The organism is Herbihabitans rhizosphaerae (genome assembly GCF_004216555.1).
Taxonomy (GTDB): Bacteria; Actinomycetota; Actinomycetes; order Mycobacteriales; family Pseudonocardiaceae; genus Herbihabitans; species Herbihabitans rhizosphaerae.
The window spans coordinates 629,079-645,629 of record NZ_SGWQ01000001.1; the positions used below are offsets into that span (position 1 = coordinate 629,079).

The 16,551-nt window shown below is 69.6% G+C and carries 19 protein-coding genes; 13 read left to right on the forward strand and 6 right to left on the reverse strand.

The features are described 5' to 3' along the window. Position 1: 1 nt before the first annotated feature. Both EV193_RS33065 and EV193_RS03240 read left to right on the forward strand, forming a co-directional pair. Positions 2–151, forward strand: coding sequence for a hypothetical protein (locus EV193_RS33065; protein WP_165401194.1), 150 nt, complete (start codon positions 2–4; stop codon positions 149–151). Positions 152–155: 4 nt separating this feature from the next. Then, positions 156–1,229 (forward strand): hypothetical protein, encoded by a 1,074-nt coding sequence (locus tag EV193_RS03240; protein ID WP_130342413.1) that lies wholly within the window; start codon positions 156–158, stop codon positions 1,227–1,229. On the opposite strand, the gene EV193_RS03245 is transcribed toward EV193_RS03240, so the two are convergent. Then, positions 1,167–2,327, reverse strand: coding sequence for a glycosyltransferase family 4 protein (locus EV193_RS03245; RefSeq protein WP_242613105.1), 1,161 nt, complete (start codon positions 2,325–2,327; stop codon positions 1,167–1,169). The genes EV193_RS03240 and EV193_RS03245 overlap by 63 nt on opposite strands. A gap of 84 nt (positions 2,328–2,411) precedes the next feature. Between EV193_RS03245 and EV193_RS03250 the strand changes: the two genes are divergently transcribed. Next, complete coding sequence (locus EV193_RS03250) at positions 2,412–3,185, forward strand: class I SAM-dependent methyltransferase (protein ID WP_130342414.1); 774 nt, start codon at positions 2,412–2,414, stop codon at positions 3,183–3,185. A 4-nt stretch (positions 3,186–3,189) separates the two neighbouring features. Here the strand turns inward: EV193_RS03250 and pgfA are convergent, their stop codons facing one another. The 4 genes from pgfA to mihF all read right to left on the reverse strand — a co-directional run bounded on the left by pgfA (position 3,190) and on the right by mihF (position 6,569). Then, entirely contained in the window at positions 3,190–4,194 is a 1,005-nt protein-coding gene (pgfA, locus tag EV193_RS03255; RefSeq protein WP_165401195.1) for a cell envelope lipid trafficking protein PgfA, read from the reverse strand. Between the two features lie 181 nt (positions 4,195–4,375). Continuing rightward, positions 4,376–4,891: a hypothetical protein gene (locus tag EV193_RS03260; RefSeq protein ID WP_130342416.1), complete on the reverse strand. Its 516-nt coding sequence runs from the start codon at positions 4,889–4,891 to the stop codon at positions 4,376–4,378. 45 nt (positions 4,892–4,936) lie between these two features. Continuing rightward, positions 4,937–6,022: an isochorismate synthase gene (locus EV193_RS03265; protein WP_130342417.1), complete on the reverse strand. Its 1,086-nt coding sequence runs from the start codon at positions 6,020–6,022 to the stop codon at positions 4,937–4,939. A gap of 235 nt (positions 6,023–6,257) precedes the next feature. Continuing rightward, positions 6,258–6,569 carry an integration host factor, actinobacterial type gene (gene mihF, locus EV193_RS03270; protein ID WP_207222467.1) on the reverse strand — a complete coding sequence of 104 codons (312 nt, stop codon included), beginning with the start codon at positions 6,567–6,569 and terminating at the stop codon, positions 6,258–6,260. Between the two features lie 337 nt (positions 6,570–6,906). Here mihF and EV193_RS03275 point away from each other — a divergent pair, with 337 nt between their 5' ends. The 4 genes from EV193_RS03275 to EV193_RS03290 all read left to right on the forward strand — a co-directional run bounded on the left by EV193_RS03275 (position 6,907) and on the right by EV193_RS03290 (position 12,004). Beyond that, positions 6,907–8,544, forward strand: coding sequence for a long-chain fatty acid--CoA ligase (locus tag EV193_RS03275; RefSeq protein ID WP_130342418.1), 1,638 nt, complete (start codon positions 6,907–6,909; stop codon positions 8,542–8,544). 9 nt (positions 8,545–8,553) lie between these two features. Then, positions 8,554–9,642: a WD40/YVTN/BNR-like repeat-containing protein gene (locus EV193_RS03280; protein ID WP_130342419.1), complete on the forward strand. Its 1,089-nt coding sequence runs from the start codon at positions 8,554–8,556 to the stop codon at positions 9,640–9,642. Positions 9,643–9,661: 19 nt separating this feature from the next. Beyond that, the gene (locus EV193_RS03285; RefSeq protein ID WP_130342420.1) at positions 9,662–9,946 is read left to right on the forward strand and encodes a MoaD/ThiS family protein; all 285 of its coding nucleotides are present in this window, start codon (positions 9,662–9,664) and stop codon (positions 9,944–9,946) included. A 69-nt stretch (positions 9,947–10,015) separates the two neighbouring features. Then, the gene (locus EV193_RS03290) at positions 10,016–12,004 is read left to right on the forward strand and encodes an ABC1 kinase family protein (protein WP_130342421.1); all 1,989 of its coding nucleotides are present in this window, start codon (positions 10,016–10,018) and stop codon (positions 12,002–12,004) included. On the opposite strand, the gene EV193_RS33070 is transcribed toward EV193_RS03290, so the two are convergent. After that, positions 11,968–12,198 carry a hypothetical protein gene (locus EV193_RS33070; RefSeq protein ID WP_165401196.1) on the reverse strand — a complete coding sequence of 77 codons (231 nt, stop codon included), beginning with the start codon at positions 12,196–12,198 and terminating at the stop codon, positions 11,968–11,970. The genes EV193_RS03290 and EV193_RS33070 overlap by 37 nt on opposite strands. Positions 12,199–12,316: 118 nt before the next feature. On the opposite strand from EV193_RS33070, the gene EV193_RS33075 reads away from it, so the two are divergent. From EV193_RS33075 to EV193_RS33080, 6 genes are all read left to right on the forward strand, one after another. Next, complete coding sequence (locus tag EV193_RS33075) at positions 12,317–12,658, forward strand: YbaB/EbfC family nucleoid-associated protein (RefSeq protein WP_165401197.1); 342 nt, start codon at positions 12,317–12,319, stop codon at positions 12,656–12,658. Next, a complete protein-coding gene (locus EV193_RS03300) occupies positions 12,655–12,954 on the forward strand; it encodes a hypothetical protein (RefSeq protein ID WP_130342423.1) in 300 nt (99 codons plus the stop codon). Before EV193_RS33075 ends, EV193_RS03300 begins: the two co-directional genes overlap by 4 nt. 36 nt (positions 12,955–12,990) lie before the next feature. After that, positions 12,991–13,659, forward strand: a complete 669-nt coding sequence (locus tag EV193_RS03305; RefSeq protein ID WP_130342424.1) for a WXG100 family type VII secretion target — start codon at positions 12,991–12,993, stop codon at positions 13,657–13,659. A 16-nt stretch (positions 13,660–13,675) separates the two neighbouring features. Continuing rightward, complete coding sequence (locus EV193_RS03310) at positions 13,676–14,074, forward strand: PaaI family thioesterase (RefSeq protein ID WP_130342425.1); 399 nt, start codon at positions 13,676–13,678, stop codon at positions 14,072–14,074. Between the two features lie 178 nt (positions 14,075–14,252). Continuing rightward, positions 14,253–15,497 carry a peptidase C39 family protein gene (locus tag EV193_RS03315; protein ID WP_130342880.1) on the forward strand — a complete coding sequence of 415 codons (1,245 nt, stop codon included), beginning with the start codon at positions 14,253–14,255 and terminating at the stop codon, positions 15,495–15,497. 112 nt (positions 15,498–15,609) lie between these two features. Then, positions 15,610–16,329, forward strand: coding sequence for a DUF4232 domain-containing protein (locus EV193_RS33080; protein ID WP_165401198.1), 720 nt, complete (start codon positions 15,610–15,612; stop codon positions 16,327–16,329). Positions 16,330–16,551 lie beyond the last annotated feature (222 nt).

Genomic DNA, 16,551 nt, shown 5'->3' on the forward strand with positions numbered 1-16,551 from the left:
CGTGGGCAAGGTTGTGAGCCTGATCGCGTCGGTGCTGATCGGTATGGCCGCCGCGTTCGGCGTCGCCTACGGACTCAGCTCGGCGGCCGACCCGGACAAGGACGTCAAGGTGGAGAACGCCTCCGTCCCGGTGCCCTACGACGCGCGCTGAGCCTATGCGGGATGCCGACGCGTTCCGGCGCGCCAGCGCCACCGTCGGCTGGTACGGGGATCCGACCGTCTCGTGGAGCATCCTGCTCGTCGCACGCCTGACCGAACCAGTCGACCCGACGCCGGTGCGACGCCGGCTGGCCGCGGCGGCGCGCGAACACCCTGGCCTCGGCCCGGAGCCGACCGTCCACTTGACACAGTCGCACGACGAATTCCTCAAGCTGCGCAACGATTTCGCGAGCGAGCCGTATGCCGGTGGCAAGCCGCTGGTGCGGGTCGCGGTGTGCGCCGACGAGCCCGCGGTGCTGCTCGCCGCGCACCACGGCGCGCTGGACGGGCTGGGTCTGCTGGCGCTGCTCGGGCGGGCGCTGGACGTCGAGGTGCGCACCGGCGTGACCGGTGTGTCCGACCGGTCGACCACCGCGCCGTTCCCGCTGTCCGCCGCGCGACGCGCGACCGAGGCGATCTTCACCCCACCCGCGCGGATCCAGCCCTCCGGGCACGCCCTCGCCGGTGACGTGTTCGCCGCGCACAACGGATCGCGCGCGCCGGTCGGCTCGGCGGCGCTGACCGCCGCGGCGAGTGCCGCCACCCGATCGTGGAACAGCGCGCGTGGGGGTGCACAGTCACGCGTGGTGGCCGCGGTCGGCGCGTCCCGCCGAGCCGGGGATGACCTCCTGCCCGAACACCGCAGCACGTTCCTGCGGCTTCGGCTGCCCGGGGACACGACTACTACCCAGCGCATACGGGAGATGCTGGCCAGCCAGCCCACCGAACCGGACTTTCCCGCGCGGTCCAGCGCACCGGCACGCGCGCTGATCCGACTGCTCGCGCCGCGCCTGGGCTCGACCTTCCTGGCGTCCAACCTGGGCCCGGTCTCCGCCGGAGACACCGTGCGGTCGCTGGAGTTCTACCCGGAGGCCAGCGGCCGGTCCGGCGTGGCGTTCGGCGCGGCGACCGTCGCCGACACCACCACGATCACCGTGCGGGCCCGCGGGCGCGACTTCGACGACGCCTCAGCGCGCGCCCTGCTCGACGAGGTCGTGCGCGCTCTGCACACCGAGCTCGCCGCTCGGTAGTCCGGCCACCTCGCGCACGAGGTGCTCGAACTCGTCCAGGCTGGTCTCCCAGTCGAACGTGGCGGCCCGCCGCCGGCCCGCCTCGCCCATCGCCGTGCGCCGCTCGGCGTCCGCGAGCAACACCTCGATCTTCGCCACGAAGTCGTGGAAACCGTTGGCCAGCAAGCCGGTTCGATTGTCCACAATGGACTCGGCGACCCCGCCGGCCGACCGGTAGGCGACCGAGGGGACACCGTGCCCGGCCGCCTCCATGATCACGATGCCCCAGCCTTCCTTGGCCGACGGGCACAGGTGCACCCAGGCGCGCGCGAGCGTCTCGTGCTTGGCCTGCTCGGTCATCCACCCGTGCAGGCGCACGCGATCGGCGACGCCGCGCCGGCTGGCGTACTCGGCGAGCACCGGGTACCACGGACCCTCGCCGACCACCTCCAGGCGCAGGTCGGGCCAGTGCGGCGCCAGCGCTACCACGGCATCGATCGCGTGCTCGATCTGCTTGTGCGGCACCAGCCGGCTCACCAGGACCAGCGTCGGCTCGGCGGCCGGTGCGGCTTGGGTCGGGGGTGGCGGCTCGACACCGTTGCAGACCACATTCACCCGAGAGGACTCCACGCCGAGGTCGGCCAGCTCGCGACGGGTCACATCGGACACCGTTACGTAACGGCAGTTACGGAACAGGCGTGGTGCGAGCGTCGACTCGATCCACCAGCCCAGCCGGCCAAGCCGTCGGCCGAACGCGCTGTACCACTGCTGCTCGTGCAGGTGGTGCACCAGGATCAGCACCGGGCAGCGGGCCACTAGCCTCGCGAAGAACGGCATTCCGTTCTGCACGTCGACGACGAGGTCCGCGCGCGCGAACGCGATCGCGACCAGCGCGTGCAGGTACACGGTGAACTTGTTGCCGGCGCGGCGAAAGCGCACCCCGTCGACGGTTTCCAGGCGCGGCGCGCGATCGTGTGCCGCACACTGGATCGCAACCTGATAGCCACGCCGCGCCAGCCCCTCCGCCATCCGCTCGACGTAGCGCTCCGAGCCCCCGCCCTCGGGGTGGCGCGTGTCGCGCCAGTTGACGAGCAACACCCGAGGGCGCTGAACTGCCATGCGCTCTCTCCAGACGGTCGCGATGGTAGGTTACCGAGTAGTAGCGTCAATCTAATTCACCCGATCGAGGAAAGCGACATCCAAATGTCGGAAACGCGCACAAGAATCGATTCAGCTTCGTCGAGCGCGTCCCGATCCAACGCGACACTCGGACGGTCCGTCCGACTTTTTCGCGCGTTCCTCGTCGAACAGACCGATCCCGATCACTTTTATCAGACGCTCGCCGAGGATTCGGTACGCCAAATAGCCGAGTACACCCCGCTCGACGGGCGGACCGCACTCGATGTCGGCGGCGGTCCCGGCTATTTCTCGGACGCGTTCACGGCGAAGGGGGCACACTACGTCGGGCTCGACCCGGACGTCGGCGAACTGTCCGCGCGGGGCGCGCCACAGCCCGGCATGATCCGCGCCAGCGGCACTGAACTCCCAGTTCAGACGGGGTCCGTCGACATCTGCTACTCGTCCAACGTGCTCGAGCACGTCGCCAATCCGCACGCGATGCTGGACGAGATGACGCGGGTGACCAAACCCGGCGGGACGGTCGTCGTCTCGTTCACACCGTGGTATTCGCCATGGGGCGGCCACGAAACGGCGCCATGGCACTTCCTTGGCGGCGAATTCGCCCGGCGACGCTATGTGAAACGCGTCGGGCACGAGCCGAAGAACCGTTTCGGCCACAGTTTGTTCCCGCTCACAGTCAGCGCGGTGCTGAAATGGGCGAAACGTTGTGACGAAGCACAGATCGTCAAAGCTCTACCGCGTTACCACCCCTGGTGGGCACAGTGGATCGTGCACGTTCCGCTGCTGCGTGAATTCGCGTCGTGGAACCTGCTCGTGGTCCTGCGAAAGAATCACTGAACCGTCATCGGGAGCCGACCAACTCCGACGGCGCCGGCGGCGCGTGCCGGCCGTTGCCACCCTCACGCCGGCCGTACAGGAACACCAGCACCGCCCCGACCAGGATCAGCACACCGCCGACCGAGATCAGCACGGCCGGGCCGATCGAGGCGACCAGCCGCAGCTTGGACCTGTTCTCCGAGGCCTGCTTCACGAAGTCGTCGATCGTCGCGTCGGTGTAGAGGAAGTTCGCGTCCGACACCACGGTGCCGGTCGACTGGCCGGGCAGCCGCAACTCCTGGCGGTTGGTCTCCTCGGCCTTGACGATCATGCCGCTCACCGGCTCGATCCACAGCGTGCGCTTCACGCTGTAGTACCGCTCGGTGTCCACAGTGGACTCCGAACGGCCGACGAGCGCGCCGGGCACCTTCTGGTCGGCGATCTTGGTCGGCGCCACGTCCTGGACGAACCGGTACACGTCGAGGTCCTTCACGGTGTCCTCGCCGTCGTAGCGCGCCTCGACCGCCCGGCGCAGCGACATGTCGAACATGCCGTAGGAGCGCTGCTCGGTGAAGAACGGGAACTTGAAGTTCTGCCCGTCCTGCCGGAAACCCTTCTCCCGCTTGCCCTGCTCGGCCTCGATCCACCGGTCACTGCAGGACGAGGCCGCCTCGTTGGTCTGGCGGTCAAGGCACTCCTGGCGCAGGGTCGCGCTGACGACCTTGCCCTCCGGCGTCGTGACGCGCACGCCCTCCTGCCACACCGCGACGTCGCCGTCCGGCTTCGCGTCGGCCACCGTGAGGTTGCCCTCGACCTTGCGCGTCGCGGTCAGGTTGACCCCGCGCAGGATCTCGGCTTTACCGTCGGTAACCGCCAACGCGGTCGCGCCCTTGGCCTCCGCCTTGGACGTCGACTGCTGATCCAGCGGGATCTTGGCCAGCCCCGGGTAGGCGTACAGCAACAGCAGCAGACCGAGCGCGACCCCGAACACGCCCAGTCCTAGCAGGATGAATCCGACCGTGCGCCGCAAGATGTCCTCCGTGTCGACCGGGCGTCGGGCCCGCCCGGAAAAAGTGTTACCAGACAGTAGCTTCCCGGTCCACGAATTGGAACCCGCGTGACAAAAGCGTGAGTGACTCTCGGGTTACTACCCGGAGTAACAGCTCCGAGTGGCGGCCGAATGCCGGCCGAATGGCGCAATACGGGCTGGCCTACCGACCGAACGGCGTCGTCGAACCGTACCGCTGGTGATCGGTCGACCCCGCTGTGCGCACGGCCAACACCGCCCCGACCGTGGACAACACGGCGGCGAGCAGCCCGAGATACAGCCCGAAGCTCGCGCTCGACGTCGCGTCCTCTGGCTTGAGGCCGTACTTGCTGATCGCGCCGCCGTCCGGTTCCGGCAGCGTCGCCCAGCGCACCACGACGAGCACCAGCGCGGCGACGGCCATACCGAGCCACAACAGCGACACGCCGGGCAGCCGCAGCCCGAACTGCGGCGCGATGTTCAGCGCGCCCGCGATGATCAACAGCAGCATCGGGAACCAGCCGACGAACCCGGCGCCCCAGCCGCTGGACCACGGCTTCACGCCGAACGCACGCACCAGCTCGGCGAGCGGGCCGGTGATCCCGTGCCACGGCAGCACGCTGGCCACCAGCGCGAGCAGGCCGCAGCCGACGCCGACCCACTGGACCGCGCCCACCTGCTTGGCGTCAAAGCTCGCCATACCTGCCAGTATCGCCAGTTCGGGCCCACACGGCACGTCGAGCGATCAGAGCGCGCCGCCCAAACCCATGCCGCGCAGCAGCGTGCGGAACTTCGCGCTCGTCTCCGCGAGCTCCGAGGCCGGCCGCGAGTCCGGCATGATCCCCGCCCCGGCGTAGAGCAGCAGCCCGTCGGCCGACAGCTCCGCCGACCGGATCCCGATGTACCACTCGCCGTCGCCGTCCGCGTCGCACCAGCCGAGCGCGCCGGCGTAGAAGCCGCGGTCGAACGACTCGATCCGGTCGATCGCGGCGCGCGCCTCGGCGGTCGGCGTGCCGCAGATGGCCGGCGTGGGGTGCAGCGCGCGGGCCAGGTCCAGCGCGGTGACCTCCGGGTCGGCCAGCTCGCCGGTGATCCTGGTGGACAGCTGCCACACCGCCGACGTGCCGATCAGCGACGGCGCGTCGGGCACGGTCAACGTCCGGCAGAACGGGCGCAGGGTGTCGGCCACGTAGTCGATCACCACGGCGTGCTCGCGGCGGTCCTTGCCGGAGGCGAGCAGCGTGGCGGCGTTGGCCTGGTCGGCTTCCGGATCGGCGTCCCGCGGCATGGTGCCGGCCAGCGGGTTGGACACGACCGTGCGGCCGCGCCTGGTCACCAGCATCTCCGGAGTCGCGCCGATCAGGGTGCGCCCGCCGGGCAGCGGCACCGCGAAGGTGTACCCGGTCGGGTTGTCCGCGGCGAGGTTGCGCAGCACGGTCGGCACGTCGAGCGGCTCGTCCAGGTCCAGGCGCAGCGTTCGGGCGAGCACCACCTTGCGCAGGTCACCGCCGTTGAGCGCGCGCACGGCGTCCGCGACACCGGCCTCGAAGACCGCCGGCTCCGGCTCCGGTCGCATCCGGCATCGAGTCAGCGGGAGCGGGTCGGGCGGGCCGAGTTCGTCGTGCACCGGGCCGGCCCAGGTGGTGTGCGCGGGTGTCAGCAGGTGCGCCGGCCGGTCGATGTCGAACGGGAGCATGCCGACCAGCGGGCCGTCGGCCGCGCTCGCCTCGCCCGTGGCGAGGAGTGTGTGATCGGGGGTGGCCAGCAGAAACGCCCCTGGCCGGTAGTGGTCGAGCAGTTCGCAGGCACGCGCGGTTCGCGCTGTCGTCACCCGGAACACCTCCGCGTCGATCGCGCCCCACCAGATGTGACGCTACCTGCGGGATGGGCCGGTCGCCGTGTCACGTTCGACACTCAGGAACGCGGGACTCACCGGTGCGGGGCGCGGGACTCGCGGGTGCAGGGCGCGGGACTCGCGGGTGCAGGGCGCGGGACTCGCGCGTTTGCGGGACGGTGGAGACGCGAACGGGCCCCGCCGACGGCGGGGCCCGTTCAGGTTTCGCGTGTTACTTGAGTGCGTCGAGCAGTGCGGAGCGCTGCCGGTCACCCAGGCCCGCCGCACGGCGGTCCGGGTCGATGCCGGCCTGCTCCAGCAGTGCGGCGACCTTCACCGCACCCAGACCAGGAACCGCCTTCAGGAGCGCGGCGACCTTGGTCTTACCGATGGTCTTGTCTTCCTTGGCCTTCCCGAGCACGGAACCGATGGACTGCTTGCCGGACTTGATCGAGGCCAGCAACTCGGAGCGCGCCTTGCGCGCCTCGGCGGCCTTCGCCAACGCCTCGGCGCGCTGCTCGGGAGTCAACGTGGGCAGAGCCAACGTGGTGATCCTTCCTTCTTCGACGTCATGCGCGGCGATACGGCTACCGACGGTCACTCTGGGACTTGCCCACCGGCACCGCGGGTCTGACCCGCGACGCGGCCGCGCTATGCCACGTCACCAGTAAACGACACCGCGAGCAGCAACATACGCCCGACACGCGCAAACGTCAGATTGACCCCGTGTACGTCAGGGTGAATTCACGCTGCGTAACGGGCCACTGTGGTCCTCCGACACTCCCGAACACCGGTCCCGAGAGCTAGGGTCGCCAGGTGACCCAGTTCACTCCGCTGCCGCCGCGTACGCGCGGGCCGATCCGCCGAGGAGTTCACGAACGATGTTGAGCACGATGCAGGACGCGCCACTGTCGATCTCCACACTGCTGCGGCACGGCAGCCGGGTGCACGGCACCGCGGAGGTCGTCACCTGGACCGGCGAAGGCAGTCGCCGAACCAGCTACGCCGACGTCGAGCGCGAGGCCGCCAAGCTCGCCAACGCGCTGCGCGGGCTCGGCATCACCGGTGATCAGCGCGTCGGCACCTTCATGTGGAACAACACCGAGCACCTTGTCGCGTACTTCGCCGTGCCGGCCATGGGCGCGGTGCTGCACACGCTCAACCTGCGGCTGTTCCCCGAGCAGCTCACCTACATCGTCAACCACGCCGAGGACCAGGTGATTCTGGTCGACGGAACGCTGGTTCCCTTGCTGGGCAAGGTTTTGCCGACGTTCACCACCGTCAAGCACATCGTCGTGGTGAACGGCGACGCGAGTTCGGTGCAGGCGCCCGACGGCGTCCAGGTGCACTCCTACGCCGAGCTGCTCGCCGATCAACCCGACACCTTCGACTGGCCCGAGTTGGACGAACGGTCGGCCGCCGCGATGTGCTACACGTCCGGCACGACCGGCAACCCGAAGGGCGTCGTCTATTCACACCGATCGATCTGGCTGCACTCGATGCAGGTGTGCATGACCGACTCGATGGCACTGTCCCAAAAGGACAGGGCGCTGGCGATCGTGCCGCAGTTCCACGCGATGTCGTGGGGGCTGCCCTACGCCGCCTTCATGGTCGGCGCGTCGCTGATCATGCCCGATCGGTTCCTCCAGCCGGAGCCGCTCGCGAAGCTCATCGCGGCCGAGAAACCGACCTTCGCCGGGGCGGTGCCGACCATCTGGCAGGGCCTGTTGGCGCACCTCAACGCCCATCCGCAGGACCTTGCCCCACTACACGAAGTAGTCGTCGGCGGTTCGGCGTGTCCCCCTTCACTCATCGAAGCGTTCGACAAACTCGGCGTGACGATCATCCACGCGTGGGGCATGACCGAGACCTCTCCGCTGGGCTGCGTGTCCCGCCCGCCGGCCGATCTGTCGCCCGAGGAGACCTGGAACTACCGGGTGCTGCAGGGCCGGTTCCCCGGGTCGGTGCAGGCCAGGCTGATCGGCGACGAGGACACCGAGCTGCCGTGGGACGGCGAGTCGGTCGGCGAGCTGGAGGTGGCGGGCCCGTGGATCGCCGGCGCCTACTACAACGACGCGGACGAAGCTGCTGGGGGCGCGGGCAAATTTGACCACGGCTGGCTGCGCACCGGTGACGTCGGCACGATCACGCCGAACGGGTTCCTGCGGCTGACCGACCGGTCCAAGGACATCATCAAGTCCGGCGGCGAGTGGATCTCCTCGGTGGACCTGGAGAACCAGGTGATGGCGCACCCGGCGGTGGCCGAGGCCGCGGTGATCGGCGTGCCGGACCCGAAGTGGGACGAGCGGCCGCTGGTCGCCGTCGTCGTGCGCGAGGGCCAGCAGGTCACACCCGATCAGCTGCGCGAGTTCCTCGCCGGCAAGGTCGCCAAGTGGCAGCTGCCGGAGAGCTGGACTTTCATCGACGAGGTGCCCAAGACCAGCGTCGGCAAGTTCGACAAGAAGCGCCTGCGGGCCGCACACGCCGACGGTCAGCTCGACGTCCGCAGGCTCGACTGAGGAGGAGCCGTGTCCAAGGTTCTGCTGGCCATCGGCACCCGCAAGGGGTTGTGGCTGGCGTCCAGTGCGGACGGCAGGGCGAGCTGGCAGGTGTCCGGCCCGCACCACCCGATGAACGAGGTGTACGCGGTCGCGGTCGACACCCGCCGCGACACGCCTCGGCTGCTCGCCGCGGTCACCAGCGAGCACTGGGGCCCGAGCGTCGCGACCAGCGACGACCTCGGTGAGACGTGGTCGGAGCCGGATCACGCGCCGGTGGCGTTCCCGACGGACACGGGCGAGGCGCTGGGCCGGGTGTGGCAGCTCACCCCCGGCCCGGCGAGCCTGCCGGACGTGGTCTACGCCGGCGTGCAGCCCTCGGCGCTGTTCCGCTCGGAGGACGGCGGGCGCACCTACGAGCTGGCGCGCGGGCTCTGGGACCACCCACACCGTCCACAGTGGACGCCAGGGTTCGGGGGCATGGCGGTGCACACGGTGATCCCCCATCCGTCCGATGTGGACACCATCACCGTGGCGATGTCCACCGGCGGGGTGTACCGGACCACGGACGGCGGAAACTCTTGGCGGGCAAGCAATTCCGGCATCCGGGCGCGCTTCCTGCCGGACGAGTACCCGGAGTTCGGGCAGTGCGTGCACAAGATCGCCCAGCACCCGAGCCGGCCGGAGGTGTTCTACGCGCAGAACCACCACGGCGTGTACCGCAGCGACGACAGTGCCGCCACGTGGACCTCGATCGCCGACGGGCTGCCGAGCGATTTCGGGTTCCCGATGGTCGCGCACCCGCACCGGCCCGGCGTGGTCTACAACTTCCCGCTCACCGCGGACGGGATGCGCTTCCCACCGGACGCGCGCTGCCGGGTGTACCGGGGCGAGGACGGCGGCCGGTCCTGGACGGAGCTGTCCGACGGCCTGCCGGACGAGTTCCACACCGCGGTGATGCGCGACGCGATGTGCTGCGACGACGCGTCGCCGGCCGGGGTGTACTTCGGGTCGCGGTCCGGTGAGGTGTACGCGAGCGCCAACGAGGGCGACTCGTGGCGGCTGGTCGTGTCACACCTGCCGGACGTGCTCAGCGTGCGCGCCGCGGTCGTGGCCTGAAATGCTTGGGGGACAACGGATGCACGTGACCGTACTGCTGCCGGGGGTGCTGCGGCAGCACGCCGGCGGCTCGGCCAAGCTGGACGTGGAGCTGGCCGACGGCGCCACGCTCGGCGCGCTGCTGGACGTGCTGGCCGCCGATCACCCGGCGCTGGACCGGCGGCTGCGCGACGAGCGACGGCTGCCCCGGCGGTACGTGAACGTGTACCTCGACGGCGTGGAGTGCCGCACCCTGCTCGGCATCGACTCTCCCCTGGCCGACGGCGTCGAGGTGCAGGTGATCCCCTCGGTCGCCGGCGGCTGATACCTGAGAGGGAGGACTTTCCCGCGCGGGGTCCATGGCACGCGCGGCCGGGTGCGGTTCGATCTCCCCATGACCTCGATCGCGCTCGCGTTGCTCAGCCTGCCCGCGTACGCCCTGATGCTCTGGCCGCTGGTGGTGGCCGCGCGTCGGGTACTGGGCGTGCGCATCCACGTCGTCCGGGCGCTGCTCGGCGCGGTGATCGGCTGGCTGGTCGCCGGCGGGATCGTGGCCCTGCTGCCGGACGATCTGCGCGGCAAACCCGGCGTGCTGGTCGGGCTGCTGATCCCGATCCTGGGCGGCGCGTTCCTCGCCACGCTCACCTTCCTGTTCCTCGCCGAGATGGCGGTACCCAGCGGCGGCGGGCTCGGCGCGTTCGGCCGGATCCGATCGATCCGCGGCCGCGTCGCCCGCGCGCGGCGGTACTCCCAGGTCATGCGGATCGCCGTGCGGCACGGCATCGGGCCCTACCTGACCGGACGCGGCCAGGGCGGCGCGCACCGGCAGGCCGCGCTCGCCGTGTCGCTGCGCCGCGCGCTGGAGGACGCGGGTGTCACCTTCGTGAAGCTCGGGCAGGTGCTGTCCACCCGTCCTGACGTGCTGCCCGCCGTGTTCGTCGAGGAGCTGAGCCTGCTGCAGGACCAGGTCGGCTCGGTGTCGTTCGACGAGGTCGAACAGGTGCTCGTCGAGGAACTGGGCCGGCCGTTGGACGAGGTGTTCGAGCACCTGGACCGGGAGCCGATCGCCGCCGCCTCGGTCGCGCAGGTGTACCGGGGCACGCTGCGCACCGGCGAGGACGTCGTGCTGAAGGTGCGCCGCCCCGACATCGAGCGGCTGGTCCGGCGCGACCTGGACATCGTGCACCGGGTGGCCCGGTCGCTGGACGCGCGCGCCGACTGGGCCCGCGCGCTCGGCGTGATCGAACTGGCCGACGGGTTCGCCGCCGCGCTGACCGAGGAGCTGGACTTCCGGGTCGAGGCACGCAACATCAGCGCGGTGACCGCGGCGTACTCGGGAGCCGATGTCGCGCTGCCGACCGTGCACGCGGAGCTGTCCACCTCCGGCCTGCTGGTGATGCACCGGCTGGACGGCTCGCCGGTGCGCGCCGCCGCGCCCGCGGTCGAGCCGGCGAGGCGGCAGGTGCTGGCCCGTTCACTGCTGGACTGCGTGCTGCGACAGGTGCTGCTGCACGGGGTGTTCCACGCCGACCCGCATCCGGGCAACGTGCTGCTGCTGGCCGACGGGCGGCTCGGCCTGCTGGACTTCGGCTCGGTCGGGCGGCTCGACTCGGGTCTGCGGGACGGGCTGCGCGGGCTGCTCGTCGCGGTCGACCGGGGTGATCCGGCGGCGATGCGCGACGGGTTGCTGGAGATCGTCGAGCGGCCGGACGTGATCGACGAGCAGCGGCTGGAGCGGGCGCTGGGCGCGCTGGTGGCCAAGCACGTGTCACACGGGCAGCAGACCGACGCGTCCACCGCCATGTTCGTCGATCTCTTCGGGGTGGTCGCCGAGTTCCGGCTGTCCGTGCCGCCGCCGATCGCCGCCGTGTTCCGCGCGCTGGCGACCATGGAGGGCACGCTCGCGCTGCTGTCCCCCGGGTTCGACATCCTGGCCGAGTCGCGGAGGTTCGCCAGCGCCCTGTTCGGCGAGGCGATGCGGCCGGAGTCGTTGCGGCGCAACGTATCCGAGGAGCTGACCGCGCTGCTGCCGGTGCTGCGCAGGCTGCCGAGGCGGATCGACCGGATCGGCGGCGCGCTGGAGCAGGGCCGGCTGTCGGTGAACGTGCGGCTGCTGGCCGACGAGCGCGACCGCGCGGTGATCACCGGCTGGCTGCACGAGGTGCTGCTCGCGTTCACCGGCATCGCCACCGGGCTGATGGCCGCGCTGCTGCTGTCCAGCGTGAGCGGGCCAACGGTGCTGCCGGGCTTCACGGTCAACCACCTGTTCGGCTACAACCTGCTGGTGATCAGCGCGCTGGTCGGCCTGCGGCTGCTGTTCACGGTGTTCCGGTCGCAGCGGCAGCGCTACCAGCGGTCGTCGCGAGGAGTGATCGAAGGGTAGAGCCACTGGTTGTCGTCCAGGGGCTCGCCCACCCGCGCCTCCGGCCGGCGGATCGCGTCGACGTGCGTGGTGACGGTGACCGCGCCGGTCGTGTTCCTGGTGGCGCGCACCCAGCGGGCCGACCGGCCGGTGCGCACCGGCCCGCCGGCGACCGGCCGGTCGGCCAGCCGCACCCGAACCCATTCCCCGTTCACGCCGCCTGCGACGGTTCCCCGTTGCGGGCGGTTCCCTTTTCGACCGTGTTCGAAAGACGGAACCAGGTCTGACTCGCGCTCATCCGAACCGCCAACACGAACAGCGAAAGGGCGGGCCGTGAATACAGCCGAGGCGAAACCTGGCTCCGTCGATGAACTGCGGGCGCACATCGCCGGACTTGATCAGCGGGTGTACGACCTGCAGGCCGATCTGGCCAATCGAGTGGTGAAGTCGCGCGATCCGCGGGAAATCGTCGAGATCGACGTCGACGCGACAGGGAGGATTCTCGAGGTCGCGATCAACACCACGGTGGCCGATCGCGTGGGAACTCAGCAGCTCGCCGGCGCCGTACTCGCCGCCGTGGCGAAGGCTCAGGCCGACGCCGCCGCACTCACCGAGCAGCGGAGGAACTACTACCTCGGCGCTCCACCAGAAACTCAGGGAAGGGGACGGATATGAGCCTGGAGACCGCACTGGAGGACCTGCTCACGTTCTCCGACGCCATGGCCGAAACCATGGACTCGATCGACGCCTCCGGCGAGGTGGCGGCGCCGGCCGGGATCTCCGACACCACGATTCTCGGCTACGCCGACGAATCCAAGGCTGTCGCGGAGAAGTGGAACAAGACGGTTGATTACCGACTCGAGGACATCAACAAGCTGAGCGAACTGGTCAAGGGTGTGGGACTCGGGGTGCTGGACGTGCACGAGGTCTACAAGACGGTCGAAGAAAGCAATCGCGACAAATTCGACTAGCCGTCACCGCCTCCTCCTCACACGATTGGACTGATCATGGGATTCGGAAACGAGAAGCTGCAGGAACTCGCCTCCAGCGGGGCCTTCTGCTTTTTCCGCGATGTCGTCGCCTTCCTCAATGGGCCGGACCTGCTCAGCTACATGAACCTGATCGACGCGGACGACGAGAAGATGCGCGATCACGCCAAGGCCCTGACCAAGGCGGCGGAAATCCTGGAAGAGCAGCTGAGCGCGATCAAGGGCGCGACGAGCACGGTCAAGGCGAGCTGGGACGGCAAGGCCGCCGACGAGTTCGACACCTACATGGCCGACCTCGACAAGTACGGCAAGGACGTCCTGGCCCGGTTCAAGGACAACGCCGAAGCCGGTGGCAAGATCGCCGACGAGGTCGAGAAGATGGTCAACGGGACGGTCGACTACATCGAGACCCAGATCGCGGACATCGCCTGGGCGCTGGGCGAGGTCGGTGTCGGGACGATCTTCGGCGGACCCGTCGGCGCGATCCTGGGCGCGGCCACCGCCATCATCGACGGGATTCGCCGGGCGATCAATCGGATCGGCGACCTGAACAAGCTGATGGACGAGTTGGACGACGCGACGCCCGGCGAGACCAAGTCGCTCAAGCCGGTGCCGTTCGACCAGGAGGAGACCGGCTTCGACGACAAGGGTGACCTGGAGAAGGACAAGTGGGAACCCGCCGCGTGATCGCTAGTCTCGCGATATGACCGACGCACTCGCAGGCTGGGACCAGGGGATTCCGTTCGCCAAGACGCTGGGGATCGAGGCGGTGCGCACCGACAAGGCGGAGGTGCGCGCCCGCCTCGCCCTGAGCGAGCCGCTGTCCACCACCGGCGGCGCGATGAACGGCGGGGCGATCATGGCGCTGGCCGACAACACGGGTGCCGTGTGCGCGTGGCTCAACCTGCCCGAGGGTGCCACCGGCACCACCACGATCGAGTCCAAGACCAACTTCCTGCGCGCGATCCGCCAGGGCCACGCCACCGCCGTGTCCCGGCCGCTGCACGCCGGCCGCACGGTGATCGTGGTGGAGACCGAGATCCTGGACGACGACGGCCGGCTCGCGGCCAAGGTCACCCAGACCCAGGCGGTCCTGCGCTAATCAAACGCTCACCTCGCTGGTGGCCAACGGTTTACACAGCGCCGTCCAGACGGGAAAATCTCCACCCAACAAGGCCGTGTCCCCTGCACGGTGTGGCCGAGGGTTGGAGCCCCAGATGACCAAGTCTCCCGCGCGTGTCCGCGGTGTCGTCCGTCTGAGTGCCGGTGTGCTCGGGTCGATGCTCGGGTTCACGCTGATCGCCGTTCCCGCGTCCGCGGCACCCACCGTCGGGGCGGCGGCCGACGCGCCGGTGAACTACCGCGAGTGGCGCACGCCGCAGGACTTCGCGGCCGGCGAGAACGAAGGTGTGCGACCCGGCCACTACGGCGGCGTCACCCTGGACAAGCCGATCGGCACGATCGACCACACCGAGCCCGGCCAGCCGGCCCGCAAGTACGAGTACAGCCGCTGGACCTCACCGTTCCACAAGCAGGGCTTCGACGCGACGCAGCTCGTCGCGTCCTGGAACGCGGTCACGCCGCCGAAGTCGTTCATCACCGTCGAGATGCGCGGCAAACTCGCCGGCGGCGGCAACACCACCTGGTACACGATGGGCCGCTGGGCGCACGAGGACACCGACATCAAGCGCACCAGCATCCCCGGCCAGGACGACGCGCACGGGCTGGTGGACGTGGACACGTTCAAGGTCAAGTCCGGGGTGGCCCTGCACGGCTTCCAGTTGCGCGCCACGCTCTACCGCGAGGCGGGCGACTCCAACGCGCCGACGGTGAACATGGTCGGCGCGATGACCTCCAACATCCCGGACCGGTTCACCGTGCCGGCGTCCAAGCCGGGCGTGGCCGCCGGCATCGAGCTGCGGGTGCCCCGCTACTCGCAGAACGTGCACGTCGGCCACTACCCCGAGTACGGAGGCGGCGGCGAGGCCTGGTGCAGTCCCACCTCGACCGAGATGGTGATCGAGTACTTCGGCAAGCGGCCGAGCGACCCCGAGATGGCCTGGATTCCGGCCGACCACGTCGACCGCACGGTCGACCACGCCGCGCGCTACACGTTCGACAAGGACTACGACGGCACCGGCAACTGGCCGTTCAACACCGCGTACGCATGGCGCTTCCAGCTGCCGAGCCACATCACCCGGCTGTCCACGCTCAACGACCTCGAGCGCTACATCGCGGCCGGCATCCCGGTGATCACCTCGCAGTCGTTCTACGCCAAGGAGCTGGACGGCGCGGGCTACGGCACCGCCGGGCACCTGATGGTCGTCATCGGGTTCACCAAGGAGGGTGACGTGATCGCCAACGATCCGGCGTCGAAGAACAACGACGCGGTGCGCCGGGTGTACAAGCGGGCCCAGTTCGAGAACATCTGGCTGCGCACCAAGCGGTACACCGAGGACGGCAAGGTGGCCAGCGGTCCCGGCGGGATCGCCTACATCATCGCCGGCAAGCCCGAACCCCGCTGACCAGGCGCGCCGACCCGCCGATAGTCGGCAACCGAATGGCGTAACAAGGCGGAAAGAAACAACCAACTGAGCGATCACACGTCATTACTGGTAGGACCAGGTATTAGACGAAGTGCCCGCCAGACGCGGCGGGCTGGAGGTGATGGCCGTGGTCCATCGGGCCAATCGGATCGCGTGTGGGATAGCCGCCGTCACGATGCTCGGCGCGCTGTCCGCATGCTCTGGAAGCGACAACACCGCACAACAGCCACAGGTACCGAACATCGACGGGTCGTCATCGGTGGTGCCACCACCGCCGGCGGCCATGCCACCACCGCAGCCGGGGCCACCCGGTGAACCGCCGGCACCGGCCCCTGTGCCGCCGCCGGCGGCGAGCCCGGCTCCACCCCCACCAGGCGGGGATCCCGGCGGAACACCCAAGTGCAAGGCCTCCGACCTGAGCGGAAGCGTGCGGCACGACGGCGCGGGCGCCGGTCAGCGGTACGCGAAGCTGTTCGTCACGAACAAGTCCGGCCAGGCGTGCACGATCTTTGGGTACGGCGGCCTGCAACTGCTCGACTCGGCCGGCAACCCGACGCCGACCACGCTGAGCCGCACGCCCAACCCCGGGCCGGCGCTGGTGACACTGCGGCCGGGCGAGACGGCGAAGAAGAAGCTGCACTGGAGCCAGGTCGCACACGGCGACGAGCCGGCGACCGAGCCGTGCCAGCGGGAGTCCACGAGTGCCACCGTGATCCCGCCGGACGACACACAGGCGTTCCAGGTCACCTACCCGTTCGGCAACGTGTGCGGGAAGGGCTCGATCGAGGGCAGCGCGTTCTACAAGGGCTGATCGACTGGCGATCTCGGGCCGCGGCGGTTACCGTCGCGGCCCGAGTCGCAATTCCCCTTCGCATTCGACTTGGCACGAACGGTGATTCTTTCGCCTTGTCGCCCGATTGGCACGTTCGGAGTATCCGGCGCCTATCGGAGCAACCCTGGGTGACCTTTTCCGCAGCGAAATGTCCGACTTGACCGTTCACTCGATTCGCGAACCATTCGATCCAGCGTTGTT